Origin of the sequence: Diplocloster hominis (assembly GCF_032380655.1) — a bacterium.
GTDB lineage: Bacteria > Bacillota > Clostridia > Lachnospirales > Lachnospiraceae > Diplocloster > Diplocloster hominis.
Genome location: NZ_JAWDIY010000009.1, coordinates 119,308 through 134,805, shown reverse-complemented (window position 1 = coordinate 134,805; position 15,498 = coordinate 119,308). Strand labels below are relative to the sequence as shown.

19 protein-coding genes are annotated in these 15,498 nt (G+C 50.9%); 5 read left to right on the top strand and 14 right to left on the bottom strand.

What is annotated here, in order from left to right; genetic code table 11:
* Positions 1–10 precede the first annotated feature (10 nt).
* The 5 genes from ABC831_RS10580 (at position 11) to ABC831_RS10560 (ending at position 6,277) form a co-directional block, all read left to right on the top strand.
* On the top strand, positions 11–625 hold the full coding sequence (locus ABC831_RS10580; protein WP_343248095.1) for an MptD family putative ECF transporter S component: 615 nt from the start codon (positions 11–13) through the stop codon (positions 623–625).
* Positions 625–1,326 (top strand): energy-coupling factor transporter transmembrane component T family protein, encoded by a 702-nt coding sequence (locus ABC831_RS10575; RefSeq protein WP_343248094.1) that lies wholly within the window; start codon positions 625–627, stop codon positions 1,324–1,326. The genes ABC831_RS10580 and ABC831_RS10575 overlap by 1 nt, the downstream gene beginning before the upstream one ends.
* 69 nt (positions 1,327–1,395) lie before the next feature.
* Positions 1,396–2,802, top strand: a complete 1,407-nt coding sequence (locus tag ABC831_RS10570) for an ABC transporter ATP-binding protein (protein WP_343248093.1) — start codon at positions 1,396–1,398, stop codon at positions 2,800–2,802.
* Positions 2,803–2,813: 11 nt separating this feature from the next.
* Positions 2,814–4,544, top strand: a complete 1,731-nt coding sequence (locus ABC831_RS10565) for an ABC transporter ATP-binding protein (protein WP_343248092.1) — start codon at positions 2,814–2,816, stop codon at positions 4,542–4,544.
* The gene (locus tag ABC831_RS10560; RefSeq protein ID WP_343248091.1) at positions 4,541–6,277 is read left to right on the top strand and encodes an ABC transporter ATP-binding protein; all 1,737 of its coding nucleotides are present in this window, start codon (positions 4,541–4,543) and stop codon (positions 6,275–6,277) included. The genes ABC831_RS10565 and ABC831_RS10560 overlap by 4 nt, the downstream gene beginning before the upstream one ends.
* Before the next feature lie 422 nt (positions 6,278–6,699).
* Here ABC831_RS10560 and ABC831_RS10555 read toward each other — a convergent pair whose 3' ends face one another.
* The 14 genes from ABC831_RS10555 to ABC831_RS10490 form a co-directional block, all read right to left on the bottom strand.
* Positions 6,700–7,341: a hypothetical protein gene (locus ABC831_RS10555; protein ID WP_343248090.1), complete on the bottom strand. Its 642-nt coding sequence runs from the start codon at positions 7,339–7,341 to the stop codon at positions 6,700–6,702.
* Positions 7,334–8,065, bottom strand: a complete 732-nt coding sequence (locus tag ABC831_RS10550; protein ID WP_343248089.1) for a YkgJ family cysteine cluster protein — start codon at positions 8,063–8,065, stop codon at positions 7,334–7,336. The genes ABC831_RS10555 and ABC831_RS10550 overlap by 8 nt, the downstream gene beginning before the upstream one ends.
* Positions 8,066–8,107: 42 nt before the next feature.
* Complete coding sequence (locus tag ABC831_RS10545; RefSeq protein ID WP_343248088.1) at positions 8,108–8,788, bottom strand: YkgJ family cysteine cluster protein; 681 nt, start codon at positions 8,786–8,788, stop codon at positions 8,108–8,110.
* Between the two features lie 97 nt (positions 8,789–8,885).
* Positions 8,886–9,200 carry a YodL domain-containing protein gene (locus ABC831_RS10540; protein ID WP_343248087.1) on the bottom strand — a complete coding sequence of 105 codons (315 nt, stop codon included), beginning with the start codon at positions 9,198–9,200 and terminating at the stop codon, positions 8,886–8,888.
* Positions 9,197–9,625, bottom strand: coding sequence for a DUF4262 domain-containing protein (locus ABC831_RS10535; RefSeq protein WP_343248086.1), 429 nt, complete (start codon positions 9,623–9,625; stop codon positions 9,197–9,199). Before ABC831_RS10535 ends, ABC831_RS10540 begins: the two co-directional genes overlap by 4 nt.
* Before the next feature lie 8 nt (positions 9,626–9,633).
* Positions 9,634–9,828 (bottom strand): hypothetical protein, encoded by a 195-nt coding sequence (locus ABC831_RS10530; RefSeq protein WP_069431358.1) that lies wholly within the window; start codon positions 9,826–9,828, stop codon positions 9,634–9,636.
* Positions 9,821–10,615, bottom strand: a complete 795-nt coding sequence (locus ABC831_RS10525; RefSeq protein WP_343248085.1) for a hypothetical protein — start codon at positions 10,613–10,615, stop codon at positions 9,821–9,823. Before ABC831_RS10525 ends, ABC831_RS10530 begins: the two co-directional genes overlap by 8 nt.
* Positions 10,599–11,111: a hypothetical protein gene (locus ABC831_RS10520; RefSeq protein WP_343248084.1), complete on the bottom strand. Its 513-nt coding sequence runs from the start codon at positions 11,109–11,111 to the stop codon at positions 10,599–10,601. The genes ABC831_RS10525 and ABC831_RS10520 overlap by 17 nt, the downstream gene beginning before the upstream one ends.
* Before the next feature lie 59 nt (positions 11,112–11,170).
* The gene (locus tag ABC831_RS10515) at positions 11,171–11,644 is read right to left on the bottom strand and encodes a hypothetical protein (protein WP_069431355.1); all 474 of its coding nucleotides are present in this window, start codon (positions 11,642–11,644) and stop codon (positions 11,171–11,173) included.
* Positions 11,645–11,655: 11 nt separating this feature from the next.
* Positions 11,656–11,880, bottom strand: a complete 225-nt coding sequence (locus ABC831_RS10510; RefSeq protein ID WP_343248083.1) for a hypothetical protein — start codon at positions 11,878–11,880, stop codon at positions 11,656–11,658.
* Between the two features lie 70 nt (positions 11,881–11,950).
* A complete protein-coding gene (gene ligA, locus ABC831_RS10505) occupies positions 11,951–13,924 on the bottom strand; it encodes an NAD-dependent DNA ligase LigA (RefSeq protein ID WP_343248082.1) in 1,974 nt (657 codons plus the stop codon).
* Between the two features lie 17 nt (positions 13,925–13,941).
* Positions 13,942–14,127: a hypothetical protein gene (locus tag ABC831_RS10500; RefSeq protein WP_343248081.1), complete on the bottom strand. Its 186-nt coding sequence runs from the start codon at positions 14,125–14,127 to the stop codon at positions 13,942–13,944.
* Positions 14,114–14,671: a hypothetical protein gene (locus ABC831_RS10495; RefSeq protein ID WP_343248080.1), complete on the bottom strand. Its 558-nt coding sequence runs from the start codon at positions 14,669–14,671 to the stop codon at positions 14,114–14,116. The genes ABC831_RS10500 and ABC831_RS10495 overlap by 14 nt, the downstream gene beginning before the upstream one ends.
* A 10-nt stretch (positions 14,672–14,681) precedes the next feature.
* On the bottom strand, positions 14,682–15,083 hold the full coding sequence (locus tag ABC831_RS10490; RefSeq protein WP_343248079.1) for a hypothetical protein: 402 nt from the start codon (positions 15,081–15,083) through the stop codon (positions 14,682–14,684).
* Between the last annotated feature and the right edge of the window lie 415 nt (positions 15,084–15,498).

Genomic DNA, 15,498 nt, shown 5'->3' with positions numbered 1-15,498 from the left:
GGAGTTTTTTATGAATACTACGACTGAAAAGAAAAGATTTACCACGCGGGACGTGATGGTAATTGCAGCCATGATGGTCCTAACATTTGCAGTATATGGTGCGGTTGGTGCTCTGACACTTCCGTTTCCATTCCTGTACCTTTACTGCGCTGCCGGCATTCAGGAATTTTTCTGCGCAACCTTTTATCTTGTTGTTGCTAACCGACTGAACAAACACGGGATTTTGATGGTGTGGAGCACCGTGTTTGGCATCATCAGTGCCTTAGGCGGCTATGTGTTTCTACTTCCGTATTTTCTGCTGGTGGGTGTGATTTGTGAGCTTGCCATGCTGGGTAAAGATAGCTACCGGAAACCCTTACGCAACGCCATCGGGTGGTCTTGTTATGGCCTCGGCATGATTATCGGAAACACTGTTCCGATCTGGGCTGCTTGGGAAAGTTATGTGGCAAAGGCATCCACGGAAGGCTTTTCTCAGGAAGTCTTTGATATGCAACTCAATATGCTCTCCAGCCCGTGGCACATGATTGGAGCCTGTGCGATCACGGTAGCTCTTGCCCTGCTTGGCTGCCTCTTTGGACAGCGTATTTTGAGACGCCATTTCCAGAAAGCAGGAATTGTAAAGTGATGGAAGCCGTAATTAACAACACAAAACTGATCCGCCGCGTCAACATTTTTGCGCTTTTGATATTGGCTGTTTGTGTCTGCGTCGTGGCTTTTCTCTGTAAAAACATGTGGCTGCATATTGCCTGCACCGCCGCACTGTTTCTTGTGATGACAATATTCGGGTATTGGGGAAAGGGACTGAAATTCTTAGTAGCTTTCCTCATTAGCTACGGATGGCTTACATTCAATGTGCGCCATGGTATCAATATTCCATCCCCCATGCTTTTTACTTTCCTGATCGAACTGATCCCCGTCTTTATGGCGGTCTATCTTGTTTCACAGGCTCCATCGGGCAAGCTGACTGCTGCCCTCCGGCAACTGCCGCTTCCGTCCTCCGTAAGGCTGACGGTGATTGTCATACTGCGTTTTGTTCCAACGGTGGCTTCGGAGTTTTCTGACGTGCTGGATGCCATGAAGACGCGCGGACTTCTGCTCTCTCCGCTTCAAGTGGTTTTACATCCGCTTAACACCTTTGAATATGTGGTCGTACCGATGGTGTTTCGCTCCTTGAAAATTGCAGACGAGTTGGCGGCATCCAGCGTTGTTCGCGGGATTGAGAGTCCCTACAAGAAGGAAGGCTACTACTTAAACAAGATGGCTGTAAGCGATGGCGTCATGATTGCACTGTTTATTTCAACAGCGGCCGTGTGTATCTTGGTGTGAGGTGAGAAATTGAATCCGGCGATTGAAATTAAAAATCTCAGTTTCTCCTACGGAGACACGGAGAATCAGTTGAAGCATATCAATCTCAGCGTAGAAAAGGGGGAGGTCATCGTATTGACGGGCCCCTCCGGCAGCGGAAAGAGTACTTTGACCCGCGTGATAAATGGACTGATCCCCTATTTCTTCACGGGAGAGCTCAGCGGCGAAGTATGGCTATTCGGGAAGAACATGGCGGAGATTCCCTCATGGGAACGAGGCAAGTATGTCGGGAATGTATTTCAGGACCCGCGTAGCCAGTTCTTTGCCAATGAGGTAGCAGGCGAAATTGCCTTTGGCTGCGAAAACTACGGTGTCCCTCATGACGAGATCGTGAAAAGAGTTCAGGACGCAGCGGAGGCATTGAGCATTACGAACCTTTTAGAACAGAAGGTTCGATACCTCTCTTATGGTATGCGGCAGCGGGTAGCAATCGCCTCTGCGGAGGCGATTGACCCGGATATCTATGTGATGGACGAACCCTCTGCCAATCTGGATATGGGAGCTACGGAGGACTTTGCTACATTTGTCCGTCTTTTGAAAAAGCAAGGAAAGACGATTTTGATTGCGGAGCATCGGCTTTATTATCTGCGTGATATAGCAGATCGGATCGTCTATTTGAATAAGGGTGAAATCGTCAGCGTGATGACGCCGCAGGAAATGAATATTCTGCCCCATGAGCAGGTTTTCGAGTGGGGGCTTCGCAGTATGGAACTCTTGAACTTGCCATTTCCTGCTAATAGTGGTAAGGAAACTGAACAGAAGCCTTTGTTAAGCGTTGAGAGACTACACAAGCGGTTCGGCTTGCATGAAGTGTTGAAGGACGTTTCGTTTTCCTGCTCACCGGGAGAAATCGTTGCGATTGTGGGTCCCAATGCGGCCGGAAAGAGCACGTTGGGGAAATTGCTGTCAGGGCTCCTGAAGGAGGACGGCGGTACGATCCGCTTTGCGGAAAAGCCATTGAAAAAGAGCAGACGGCGCGGTGTGATTTGGTATATCATGCAGGATTTGGACAGCCAGTTATTCGGAGAAAGCCTGACCGACGAACTTTTGACTGGCAAAAAGGAAACGCCCACATTGAAACTGCGGGCGGACGAGTTGCTGACGCTCTTGAATTTGGCAGAGTTTGCAGACCGGCATCCGGCAACCCTGTCAGGAGGACAAAAACAGCGTCTTGCTTTGGCTGTCGCCCTGTTGAACGAAGCACCGGTCATCGTTCTGGATGAGCCTACCAGTGGCTTAGATGGCCGTAATATGCGCTCTGTCAGCAAGCAGCTTCACACACTTGCCCAAAAGGGCCATATCATCCTGATGATTACCCACGACTTGGAATGTGCCCTTGCCACTTGTAGCCGTGCGCTTGTGATCCGGGACGGCACTTTGGCAGATGACTTTCAAATTGATGACGCATGGCGGCTCATGGCCGCCATGCGGGAATAACAGGAGGCGCTATGGAAAAGAAAAGAAAATCCGGCACTGCTTATTTAATGCAGTTGGCCGGGAAGTATAAATTGCATCTGTTTGTATCTGCCCTGTTCGGGATTGCCAGCGCATTATGCTCGTTTGTCCCGTATGTCATGGTGTATCGAAGCATCTTGGTTTTGCTGGATGGTGAAGGAAATGCTTTGCGCTATGGCTTGATTGCCGCAGCAGCGATTGCAGGAAAATTTCTCTGCTCCATTGTTTCAGGAACATTTTCTCACATTGGAGCCTTTAACACGCTATACAACGTGCGCACGCAGATCAGCAGGCACATTGCAAAAGTGAATTTGGGATTCTTCACCGACCATGCTTCGGGTGAGATCAAAAAAGTCATCATTGAAGATGTGGAACGGATTGAGAGATTTTTGGCTCATCAGATTCCGGACGTGACCTCTGCAATATGCGCGCCTGTGATCGTATTCATTTACCTGCTCACGATCAATGTCCCCATGGCTTTGTGCTTGCTGGTGCCTGTGGTGCTGGGGCTTATTATTCAAGGTGTGGCAATGGCGATTACCGGGAAACAGATGCCGACCTATCATCGCCTGCTGGAAAAGCTGAACACGGCGATCATGCAGTTCATCAACGGGATGCCCGTAATGAAAGCCTACAATATGACCGCTGAGAGCTATCGGGACTATGCAGACACGGTAGAGGAATACAATGCGTTCTGGAAACGCTGCACCAAAAGTCAGGGATATACCTACGGCCTGTTTGTGGCATTGGTTGAAAGCGGAATCCTTTTTGCCCTGCCGCTGGGCGGCCTGCTCTACTTCCGAGGAGCATTGCCCATGCAGGATTATTTGTATTTTATGGTCATGAGTATGGTGTTTCTCTCCGGTCTGCTCAATCTGATGAATTTTGCCATGATGTTCAGTCAGATCATGAGCGGCGTGGGGCGAATCCAAACCATTATGGATCTGCCCTGCACAACAGAGGGAATACAGACCTTAGACCGCGCACAGCCTTATGGTGTGAGCTTTGAGGACGTTACTTTCCGATATGACAAGAGCGACGTGCTGAAAAACATCACGCTGTCTCTGCCTGCGGGCAGCCTGACCGCCTTTGTCGGGGCTTCCGGGGCCGGAAAAACCACCGCTGCACAGCTTATCCCTAAGTTTTGGGAGGTCGCGGAGGGCAGCATCTGCATCGGCGGAAAGAACATTTTAGAATTGAAAAATGATAATCTGATGGACTTGGTGTCCTTTGTATTTCAGGAAACCTTTACGCTGCATGACAGTATTTATGAAAATATCGCCATTGGAAACAAAGAAGCTACGCCCCAGCAAGTAGAGGCCGCGGCCAAAGCTGCGCAGATCCACGATTTTATTATGAGCCTTCCGAATGGCTACAAAACTAAATTGGGCGAGGACGGCGTAAAGCTGTCGGGCGGAGAAAAGCAGCGAATTTGCATTGCGCGGGCAATTTTGAAAGATTCTCCCATTATTATCTTCGATGAAGCGACCAGCTTTGCGGACTTGGAAAACGAACATAAAATCCAGCTTGCCTTATCGCACTTGCTGAAAGGCAAAACCACCATCATGATCGCTCACCGGCTCCATACGATTACGGGTGCAGATCAGATTTGTGTATTCCACGAAGGACGCCTTTTGGAAAAAGGAAAACATGATGAACTGGTGTCAAAGGGCGGGCGGTATGCCGATATGTGGCGCAGTTATACGCAGGAGGTGACAGCATGAATTACACATTCAAAATGATTCACCGGGTAGCCGGTAAAAATATAAAGTCTCTGTATCTACCCATTGTGCTGTCCTGTGTGGATGCCCTGCTTCACATGGGTATGTTCAGCACAATGATTATGACGATTATCGAGCTGATCGGCGGCGTCTTTACAATGCAAAGATTGACCTTGTACGGCGTCATTCTCGTACTGCTGTTTCTCATGCGGGCGATCCTTTTTTCCATAAACTATACGCAAGTACAGTATCGCGGTGCAGATATTTCGGCGCAGCAACGCCTTGCTCTCGGCGATCATATCCGCAGCCTGAATCTTGGATATTTCAACAAGAACAGCATCGGCCGCCTCATGAGTACGCTGACTACAGATATTACTGACTTTGAACAGGTTTTGACACATTCTCTGGCGAGTTTGATAAAGGTGCTGTTCTTCAGCGCTCTGGCTCTCCTGTTTGCCTTTATGGTTTCATGGCAGTATGGACTGATTGCTACGGTGCTGATCCTGATCGCGTTCCCTTTGATGCGTCTGAGTGGAGCGATGTCACAGAAATACGGCGGCAGGCAGCGAGCAAGCGTTAGTCGTGTGATCTCCCGCATTGTGGAGTACATCAATGGAATCAGAACCTTTAAGCTCTATAACATGACAGGCGAAAAGTTTCAGCGCCTTGACGATAGCTTTACCTCCTTAAAAAAAGATTCCGTAAAACTGGAACTCTCAATTATGCCTTTTTCTATCTCCTTCAGTTTTGTGACCTCGTTGATTCTTCCGGCAGCGTTAATTTTGGCTCCGGCCTTATATCAGGCGGGAGTAATCGATACACAGCGCATGATCGCCCTACTGATGATAGGCGTATCGCTTTCCAGCATGATGGCAACGCTCGGCAGTCTGTACCCGGAATTGAAGTATCTCAGTAAGGCGGCGGAGAACATCTTACAGGTTCGGCAGGAGACACCCTTGCCGTATCGTGAGGATGCAGCGCAGCTTAACGCATTTGATGTCAGCTTTTCCCATGTAAATTTCGCTTATGAAAAGAATGTACCCGTGTTGCATGACGTTTCCTTTTCTGTGAAGCCGGGGACGACGACGGCACTGGTAGGGCCATCCGGCAGTGGTAAAACCACGATCATCAGCCTGATTTCCCGGTTTTGGGATGTGTCAAAGGGCTCCATTACGATTGGAGGCTCAGATATTCGGGAACAGTCACCGGATGCGCTGACAGGGAAAATGGCCATCGTCTTTCAGGACGTTTATCTGCTGCATGACACCATAGCGAACAACATCCGGGTGGGAAAGCCGGGTGCGAGTATGGAGGAAATCATCGCGGTAGCAAAGGCGGCGCAATGCCACGAGTTTATTTCGGCGTTGCCGGACGGCTACGATACCGTGGTGGGCGAAGGTGGAAATACCCTTTCCGGCGGCGAGAAGCAGCGAATCTCCATTGCACGCGCTCTCATCAAGGATGCACCTATCGTCTTGTTGGATGAAACCACTTCCAGTTTGGATGCAGACAATGAGAAAGAGATTCATAGGGCGCTGGACGCTCTGATGAAAGACAAGACGGTAATTGTCATTGCGCATCGTCTGAATACGATCATCGGGGCGGATCAGATCCTTGTGCTGGACGAAGGAATAATTTGTGAGCGCGGAAACCACAAGGAGCTATTGGCACAAAACGGGTGGTATGCCCGTATGATTTCAGAGCAAACAAAGGCGCGGGAGTGGAGCATTACCTGACGCCGCAAAAGATACTTATACGCAAAACGGAGGAGCTTGCAAAAGCAAGCTCCTCCGCACTGCTATACTGTATCGCTGAAATGTCAGTATTGAGGATACTGCTTCCACAGGCAATCCTCAATCGTTTTGATGGCACGAACCGTCTCGACAGCATCAACTCCGTTTGATAGAAGGGCGCAACCCCGATATACGCAGCCATTCTTCACCCTTAATTCTTCGGCATACACGCCGCTGTAGCCCCCGCCTCCATTAAGCCAGCAACAGCTGATTGTGCTGTCCCTCTTAGATTTCGCCGGATACTCCGGCAAAAAGCGGCAGTATACTGCGATTGTGTCTGTGCAAAATACACATCGTTACTTGCCCTCACACCACCCATGTTTCGGATGCTTTCTCTGAATGTACGAAACCTCATGGGCTGTACTTCAGAAGAGTGTATTCGGGCTGCTATCGTGCGCTGCATGCGTTTCCTGCACCGGCATTGTCACTGATTTTATCGGGTTCTGCAGATAGTATGCCGTCAGCCACGACTGGTAGTGGGTTTTGGTCATCAGCATAAGCTCGCTGAGCAGCTCAAAAGTCATGCTGACCGAGACATGGTTTTCAGGATTCTTTCCGAACCGCGGCACGATCAAGCCTTTGGCGTTGGTTTCTCCGGGACCGCTGTCAGCAACGAAAAGAAAATCCGTCTTACTGCCGCAGACGAGCTGCGCAGTCCGCGACAGGCTTTTCCCATCCGCCCGTGCCCGTCCGTACCTTGCGAGCTTTTCCGCAGAAGTGCCACCAAGACACTGATAGAGCGGCGTGCTGTCGCCATTTTTCTTCTTAGCCTGCATTAGATAGCGCAATTCACCACCCACCAGCTTCCGGCACAACTCCAACACCTCCGCCATATCGATGTAGATTTGAATGCTGTTGGTCTGACGCTGGCCGGAGGGCTTGCTAAGGTCGTAAGAGGCAAATGTAAAGTGCGCTTTCCCAATCTCAAAGGCATCATTCAGACTTTCCACAAAACAGTTGCGTGCATCGACGCGAATGATTTGGCTACGGTTGCGGTCGTCATTCATGGCTGAGCTCCTTCCACAATGCCGGCAGATGTTCAAGTGCGTCGATAAGACGGTCGCTGTTTTTTTGGAACTGTTCCCGGAAATCCTCCTGAATGTCATAATTGAGATACAGCGCCTGATAGGTAATGGACCAGACCCGCTCCATGGATTTGTCAGGAAGCATTTTCTCCAGCTCCACGATTTGCTGTCTTACAGAGAACAGCGCTTTCTGCCATGCAATAAAATCGTTGTCGTGGATGGGTATGCCGAAGCTTTCTACCCACTCGCGTACGGTATGCTCTTCGGAACGATCTCCGCACTCAATGGAGTTGATGATATACTGGATTCTGGCACGCTCAATGGCGTTCGGATCCGTTTCTTTCGCATCCAGCTTTATGCTGCGGCCCAGTGGGAACAGGGCGCAAACCGTAGGCTTTGCATTATGAACAGAACATTTCCGGTCCATGAGCAGCGGGCAACGCTTAATAGATCCTCTCGGCTTGAGCCGTACAATGGGGATTCGGGAGTTTTGCCCCAGATATACCTCGCAATATTGTGCAATGGTGTCCCGTGGCGCAAGTCCCAGCTCCTTGGATATGTTGTAGAGGTCTTTGGGATTCAGGAGAATATCCTCCCGGTTGATGCAGCACTTCCCGCACTGCTTGCAGTGAAAACGAAAATGCTCATCCGTTCCGATGCACATCTCGTCGTAGTGCTCCACAATGTGTTGTAATCTTTGATCCATTTTACTTCTCCTTTTCATAGAATAATCGTCGGTTTGTATTGGTTATGGCTGCTCCGCCAACAGGGCCAGTGCGGCCTTGAGCTGTTGAAGATTTTTTGCATATTGCTTTAGGAACGGCTGATCTAAGTCGAAATCCGAATACTTATATCGCCAGAACAGGAGCATCGCCTGTTGCCGATGGAATTCGGGTATCCGACGCATGAGTCGTGCAATATCCCGAGCAGAACCAAGATCCATTCTGAGAAAAGCTTTGTCTTCCTCGGTAAACCGCCGTTTCATCCATGTCTTTACATGAACGGCCGGGCCTTTGAAATGGTGTTCCTTTTCGCGGCTCACCAGATATTCCGGCTGGCCGTCATCTCCGATACCGGCAACGAATGGATAGATCCGGCAGGTTCTTGGTTTTGCCGCATGGACCATACACCGATTTTCTTTCAGAAAAATACAGGCGTCGTCAACACCTGTAACTTTCAGCATGAGCATGAAATACCCACATTCGTCCAGTAGGGCAAGTTCGGTATACCGCGCAATAAAGTCGTCCATGCAAATGATTCCCTTGTCCTTTTCCCGCAGCAGCCGTGTCAGCCGGAATACATCCGGACTTTCCAAGGGAACGCTTTGCCGGACATGGCGGCAGCACTCGCCGCAGCAGGCGCAGTGAAAGGGAACCCTCTCACGAGGAGAGATTCTGTGCGTTGTTGATAAGACTTCTTCGATGTTCATTGTGATATTCTCCTTTTAGGCCACAGGAGGCGCCGATAATTCGACGCCTCCTGTTTGTGCTGTAAAGCCTGATTTATTTTTGTGCTCAGCGTTTGGTTTACCCCTTTCCAAAGCGAATCCGCTTGAACCCGATTGGCTCACAGTAATAGAACTCACTTCCTCCTGATGCAAGAAATATTTCCACCACATCGGAGACCGAGAGCGACCGCCCTTTGTAACCGGAAGGGTGCTCCATGTTGAAAACATAGAAGATATCCTCCAGTGTTTGCGCAGAAACTTCTCCGGCAAAAACGCAGTCATAAAGCTCTGCAGGGACTCGACCATTACTGACCGATATGATGTGATTCAGGCTCTGAAATGCAAGACGGTTCTCATCGCGCTCCATCGCAATCTGGTAGATGGCAATTTTCACGACAATGCACCTTCTCTCTCATACAGATCCTCTGTATCCATGCTCTGCAGTCGATATGGGTCTTCGCACTGTGGGTCTTCCGGAAAACGATTCTGCCGATCCGGTATGACTGCACGCAGCACATTGCGTCCCGTTTCCCGAAATTCATCCAGACGAATATCGCAGTCGGCATAGATGCCGGATACATACCTGCCGGCCTGAAAGCGTTCTCCTTCCTGAACCCTAAGCCCCATTGTGTTGAGGATCCTTCCAATTTCACGTGGAGGAAGGCTCAGAACCACTTGAAAATCCGGGTGGCCATATTTCTCCATGCCATGAGTATGCGCATTGCAGGTATAGGGCAGGAATCCTTTTTCCTCCTTCCCGCACTCGTCACAGGCTCCGTTTGCTACAAGATGGATGATCCAGTCGATATTGTTGTTCATACTGCACCTCATACTTTCTGAATGGAATACACGCTATTGCGCGTTTCAATCACGGTAGCTTCTTGTGTGTCTGCCAGAATAGCACAGACTGTGGAAGTCCTTCGGTATCCGTCAGTCTCCTGAATATATGCCGGTAAGCCGATATGTACCGGGTACAGAAGCTTTCCTGTCAGACAGATCTCGGGTTTAACCGCATCAGGCATCCTCTTCGCCTCCTTCCAGAATGCGGCGCATCTCGCGCATGGCATCCGTCAGGTCGGCAGAGAAATCCTCCCAGTTTGACAGAAAGGTAGTAAGTGATGCCGGATCGTGAAATACAGCGTCATCCAATACCAGGATTTCATAGTCTTCCTCGTCCATACTGTTGTAGGGTAGACTCAGATAGCCGTCTTTTGTGGCCAGGATAAACGCACCGGCATGGATTCCGTCGCAGATGGGATAGCGCCAGCACAGCTCATTTCCGTGCGCGGCATAATAGCGCAGCCTAATATCACTGAGCGTGCGGTCAGTGCTGTCGTTGTCTTTCAGGTATGTCAGAATCTCTTTGGCCGACATCAGCGTATCCGGATTGAGCCTTCTTAAAAGACCGCTCACCGTGTAAGGCCGCGTTTCCGAGCTGACAAAACCGATCAGCCAGAGTGCATCGTCCTCGACCATCTCACACTTCCAGTCCGCCTGTAAAGCGGCCTTCAAAAGAAGTGAGCCAAGTGTCATGCCGAAACCGTGTACGGCCTCTGAATCCTCCGGCAGAGTTTCCATACGGGTCTCCGCGTCTGCTTGTACAGCATCCAGCAGCCGATTCAAATCAGCAACCGAAAACAGCCCATGCAGTGCACGGGCGCCCCAGTATCCTTGATCCTCCGGCCACACACGCAGAAGAAACCTTCGGCCCAGAACAGCCTTAATTTGATCTGACAGCAACTTTGCGATATCATCCCACGCAAGTCGGTAGGCTTCATATGCCCGGCTTTTATCAATCACCTTTTCCATACTCCGTTTCCCTTTCCGGCCGATATGGCCCATAATACTGTGTGTCCTCCGCATCGGAGGTGTAGACGCCGATGCAAAGCTCGTGGCAGGGGCTGTGCTCCGAGTTGTATTCCGCAAAGCATACGAGTTCCTCCGGCTCGCCATCCCGCAGTAGATACAGATTGATGGCCGGATAGGTCGTATCTGCATAAGCGACAGCTCGAAGATGTGTGCCGTCCGGCAGGGGCAGCGTAATGTGCGGATACGAAACGGTGTCCGGCGTCGGCGCTTGCGAAAGAGAGAACCGCTTTCGTCCCGGTCCCCCGTTTTCAGAGAATCGCTTTCTCGCCTGATCCAGTTCGATCTGCAGTGCCGTGAAGATCTGCTCGACGGCATCGGCGTCATAGGCATAGGTGTTTGTTCCGGAGCAGTTGCCCAGAAGGCGCAGCATCCGGATAATTTTGTTGACGCGCGCCTCCGCCACGCGACGGAAACGTGCATTCTTGGTTTCTTTCATTTTGTGACCTCCTATTGTTTTCTACGCAATCCACGAGAACTACGCACGCCCCCGCCTCATCACAGAAAGCGGAGTTCCAATGCGGTGATTGCGCCATCCTGTTTATAAGCATATACGCCATAGCATCCGTCGCCGTACCCGGACGAGCTATAAAAGCCGTCCTCTATCAGCCATGCATCGCCGTTACGGACACGGTCACAGAACCTGCCCCATTCCTCGTCGCTGTAATCCGGTTTATTGTGGAAAAACCCAGCCAGCCCGGCGTCAACGCCTATACTCCCGATTTCCTCCATGTCCTTCTGGCGCGGTATATCACCGTTTCGGTATATCCCAATCGCACCAACCAGTAAATACGAATACGGCGTACCGTCCTCATACTTACCTTTGTCGGTATGACGCCAGACATAGCAGGCATATTCGCCTTCACTGATTTTCACATTGTTCATCCGGCACCAGACGTCTTTGTCGTAACAGGGGTCGGTGATATCCACGCTGCCGTGGAAGTCCATGACCCCGATCTTCGTTTTTCTCATTATGTGTCCTCCTAACTGTGAGTATTTACGAGAAACGATTTGCCTTCTGCGGAAAAATCACAGTTGGCACAGCTCCAAATATCCGCTTCGTCAGGATAGTGTGTGACCTCAACGCACTCATTCAACGCTTCCAGAAAAGTGCCGTTGCAGTCGATTTTCCAATCCTGCGTAACATGTGCTGTGACCTCGAAACTCTTGGCTCCGCAGACAGGACAACGGTATTTGTGGTTTGTCATCTTGATTTCCTCCTGAGACCGGAAACGGAGCAGGTAATCCCTGCTCCGCAACCGTTGCGCCGCCTGCCATTCAGGCCAGCATGTCCTCGAATTCCTGTTCAGTCAGCGTTTTTACGCCCAGCTGCTGTGCTTTGGTCAGCTTGCTGCCGGCTTTTTCGCCAACGATCAGATAATCGGTTTTCTTACTCACGGCACCGGACGGATGAGCGCCCAGAGAAATCAGCTTCTCCTGGATGCCGTCACGGGTGTAATGCTCCAGCTTTCCGGTAGCAACGACGGTCTTGCCTGCGAAGGGGTTATTCATGGTGGTTTCCATAGTCAAATTCTCCTTTGTTTCAAATTGAATTTTTCTCAGCAGCGGACGCCAGAGCTTTGCCTCCTGAGCATCCGCATACCATGTATAAATGTTGTTGTGCATGGTCTCGCCAAAATCCGGCAGCTGTGTGAAATCGAAGCCGTTGAGAATTGCCGCCTCAAACTCAGCCCATGAGCCATGGAAATAGCGATCCAGATCCCGGCCCGCATGGCGCCCGACCATCGGAATACCGAGACCGGCGATAAACTTTGCCAACGTGCAGCGGCGGCTCTTTTCAATTGCCGCCTGCAGTCGGTCAAAGGATCGCTCGCCGAAACCCTCGGTGCGTACAATATCCTCACGGTACTGCTCCAGCTCGTATAAGTCTCCGAAATTTCGCACCCAGCCGTGACCGATGAGCTTCTCCAGCGTTGTTGCTGAGAGTCCTTCGATATTCATGCGGGTCTTTTCACAGAAATGTGCAAACTTCTGCACCAGCTTGGCTGCACAGTGCGGATTACCGCAATATAGCTGCCGCGTGCCGCCCGATGTGTACTTTACCGTTAGCGGCTTTCCACAGCAGGGGCAGATCATGGGCAGCATATAGGTGTTGCTCTGCGTTTTATTGTCCGCAATCTGCGGAATGATCATGTTCGCCTTATACACGCTGATCTCGTCACCGATGCCAAACTGAAACTCATCGAAGATATCAAGGTTGTGCAGGTAAGCGCGACTGACGAGTGTACCATCAATACTGATCGGATCGAACAGACCGGTGATGCTTACCATACCGGTTCTGGTCGTGGCCAACTCCACGCCGCGAAAACGCGTGCTATAGAGTTCATCGGCCCACTTGAGCGCAATCAGGCGATTCTCGTGATGTCCGGTTGCTCCAAGGCTTTTACCGTAGCGGAGGTCTTCATATTCCATGACGAGACCATCCACCGGATATGCGAAGTCTTTGGGTTCCATGCCGGCGACTGTATCTCGGATGTCCTGCTCGCTGTGCCCGGCATCCAAAAAGATATACGGCACAACCGAGAAACCGCTGCACTGCAGAAATTGCTGCTGCGCAAGCTTGCTCTCAGGCTCCAGATGGTCGCTGACCAGTTCGAAAGCCCAGAACTCCAGCCGGCGCTTGCTTGCCTCACCGGCGTCAAGCTTTCGCGTGCTGCCGGAGGCCAGATTCCGCGGATGGGTATAGGGCTCCTCCAGACTGGCATTGATTCTGCGGAAGCTCTCCCATGAGATGACGCCCTCTCCGCGTACCTCAAACGATTCCTTCGTGGAGATCGTCAAGGGCACGTTTCGGAAGGTACGCACCGTATGGGTCACATCCTCGCCGATGATACCCTCGCGGCCGCGGGTGATGGCCTGCTTCAGTTTTCCGTACTCATACCGCAAAACCAGCGTAAGCCCGTCCATCTTCCAGCTCAGCAGAACAGCACGTCCTGCTGCAAACCGGATCAGATCCTCAATGGACTTCGTCTTGCCTGCGGACAGCATGGGCTTTGTATGCCGCACCTCCGCAAGGCTTTCCAAAATCTCTCCGGAAACCTTCTGCGTCGGCGAACCGGAAAGCACCAGCCCGGTATCATGCTCCAAAGAGGCGAGCTCCTCTGTCAGTCGGTCATATTCCAGATCCGTCATAATAGGAGCATCGTTTTTGTAGTAGGCGATGTCTGCTTCTGTGAGCTGCTCGATCAGTTCGCGCATCCGCTCTAGATTTGTATTGTTCTTTTCTTGCATAATGCTTCTCCTTTCCGTTAATAGATTTTGCTGAGATACTGCCGGACAGTCTGAAGCCGATCCTGCGCGGCATTCTCTGCGTCAGGGTCGGCTCCGTTAAAATCCATGTCCAGGATCTCAACATCGAATTTGTAAGGGCAGGATCCGAATACTTCCTGAACCATTCCGTCCTTGACAACGATGACGACTTTATCCGTTCCCATCACCCCCTTCTTTAGGATGAGTGCATGGGTGGACCGGCATCCAATCACCGCATTTCCGGCAGTACAGCTTACCATTGCTTCTGTCACGGATATTTTTGAACTGCGTTCCTGTCCTTTCGTGGAGTTTTCCACACCCGGAACACTTGAGCCATAGAATCTCTGCATTGCAAAGCACTTCAGGGCGATATTTCCGGTTGAATGGAATAAAATCGCACCACGCCGGATTGTCCGGCAGCCGCGCCATATGCAAACTCAGCACATCCAGTTCAAACTGAGAAGGACTTTGTTCCCAATGGCTTTGCTCTCTTTCCCATGCGAAAAGCTGCTGATATAGCTCCTGCTCGCCGGATTGCCGGATCAGTTGTTTTGCCAGCCGTGTCCACTCGGCTTCCGGCAGATCTCCGATATCGGTCATCACACCGTGGCGATATCCAAACACCTTATTCCGGCCTTCGCCGGAGATGAGATAGCTCCGTCCGGTATAGTAGTGAACACGCAGATCCGCAAAGGTCAACGCATGCTCGGTATTCCCGATGTTATCCATCTGCATCACCTCATAACGCGAGTCTGCGGCTTTCTTCCGGAAGCACCTGCTTGAAAAGCTCCATATACCGCTGAAAGCCCTCTGTGGTCAGCGGCCCTTTCAGGGATGTTTCGCTCCAACAGATGAGTTCTTCCTCCGGGACGCTGTAAGCATCCGGGATAAATCCGGCTCCGTCATAGTGCGGACAATTGGGTCGGACTAGCTTTTGCAGCTCCGCCTTGGTTGTGGCGGAACCTATCATCCGGCATTTCTTGTCTGCAATGGCATAGAGCAGCTTCGGCATATAGCCAAGCTGCCGGTAATAATGCAGATACCGCTGAAGCTCGCTAATGGCTCCAAGACGGAGCTTTTTGACTCGTTCAGGCGTATCTGAGGCGTCAATCTCCGCAATACACGGGATGATCACCATCATGTAATCGTCTTCCACTGGCATTTCCTTTCTGCATTCCTGCATGTAATATCTATCTGTTCGGGTATGCCGAAAGGCTCCCCGGAGCAAAGGGTAAGGGAGCGGTTAGGCTCCGATCTATATAAAAAAGCGCTTAAAGAACCGAAGCTCTCTAAGCGCTTTTGGACCCAAGGATCCCAGATATGAAATTGTCAGCAGGGAGGGGGCATACTCCCCGCCGTCCCCGTCTGTGCCTCTGTTTGTGAGAGGCAGAAGAAACAAAAAAGTGCCTGAAGACTTTCATCCTCAGGCACTGTGTTACTCATTCACTATAATTGCTCGGTGGCAATTCTGAAACTTACATAAACATTATAGCAGGGATTCTACCATTTCGCAAGGGAAACCTTGAAAGTTCCTGCTATAGGCTGAATGCTGCAAA

Excerpts from the sequence above, each read along its gene's own strand:
- ABC831_RS10580 (WP_343248095.1), top strand. The coding sequence starts at position 11 with ATGAATACTACGACTGAAAAGAAAAGATTTACCACGCGGGACGTGATG.
- ABC831_RS10575 (WP_343248094.1), top strand. The coding sequence starts at position 625 with ATGGAAGCCGTAATTAACAACACAAAACTGATCCGCCGCGTCAACATT.
- ABC831_RS10565 (WP_343248092.1), top strand. The coding sequence starts at position 2,814 with ATGGAAAAGAAAAGAAAATCCGGCACTGCTTATTTAATGCAGTTGGCC.
- ABC831_RS10560 (WP_343248091.1), top strand. The coding sequence starts at position 4,541 with ATGAATTACACATTCAAAATGATTCACCGGGTAGCCGGTAAAAATATA.
- ABC831_RS10555 (WP_343248090.1), bottom strand. The coding sequence starts at position 7,341 with ATGAATGACGACCGCAACCGTAGCCAAATCATTCGCGTCGATGCACGC.
- ABC831_RS10550 (WP_343248089.1), bottom strand. The coding sequence starts at position 8,065 with ATGGATCAAAGATTACAACACATTGTGGAGCACTACGACGAGATGTGC.
- ABC831_RS10545 (WP_343248088.1), bottom strand. The coding sequence starts at position 8,788 with ATGAACATCGAAGAAGTCTTATCAACAACGCACAGAATCTCTCCTCGT.
- ABC831_RS10535 (WP_343248086.1), bottom strand. The coding sequence starts at position 9,625 with ATGAACAACAATATCGACTGGATCATCCATCTTGTAGCAAACGGAGCC.
- ABC831_RS10530 (WP_069431358.1), bottom strand. The coding sequence starts at position 9,828 with ATGCCTGATGCGGTTAAACCCGAGATCTGTCTGACAGGAAAGCTTCTG.
- ABC831_RS10525 (WP_343248085.1), bottom strand. The coding sequence starts at position 10,615 with ATGGAAAAGGTGATTGATAAAAGCCGGGCATATGAAGCCTACCGACTT.
- ABC831_RS10520 (WP_343248084.1), bottom strand. The coding sequence starts at position 11,111 with ATGAAAGAAACCAAGAATGCACGTTTCCGTCGCGTGGCGGAGGCGCGC.
- ABC831_RS10515 (WP_069431355.1), bottom strand. The coding sequence starts at position 11,644 with ATGAGAAAAACGAAGATCGGGGTCATGGACTTCCACGGCAGCGTGGAT.
- ABC831_RS10510 (WP_343248083.1), bottom strand. The coding sequence starts at position 11,880 with ATGACAAACCACAAATACCGTTGTCCTGTCTGCGGAGCCAAGAGTTTC.
- ligA (WP_343248082.1), bottom strand. The coding sequence starts at position 13,924 with ATGCAAGAAAAGAACAATACAAATCTAGAGCGGATGCGCGAACTGATC.
- ABC831_RS10500 (WP_343248081.1), bottom strand. The coding sequence starts at position 14,127 with ATGGGAACGGATAAAGTCGTCATCGTTGTCAAGGACGGAATGGTTCAG.
- ABC831_RS10495 (WP_343248080.1), bottom strand. The coding sequence starts at position 14,671 with ATGGATAACATCGGGAATACCGAGCATGCGTTGACCTTTGCGGATCTG.
- ABC831_RS10490 (WP_343248079.1), bottom strand. The coding sequence starts at position 15,083 with ATGATGGTGATCATCCCGTGTATTGCGGAGATTGACGCCTCAGATACG.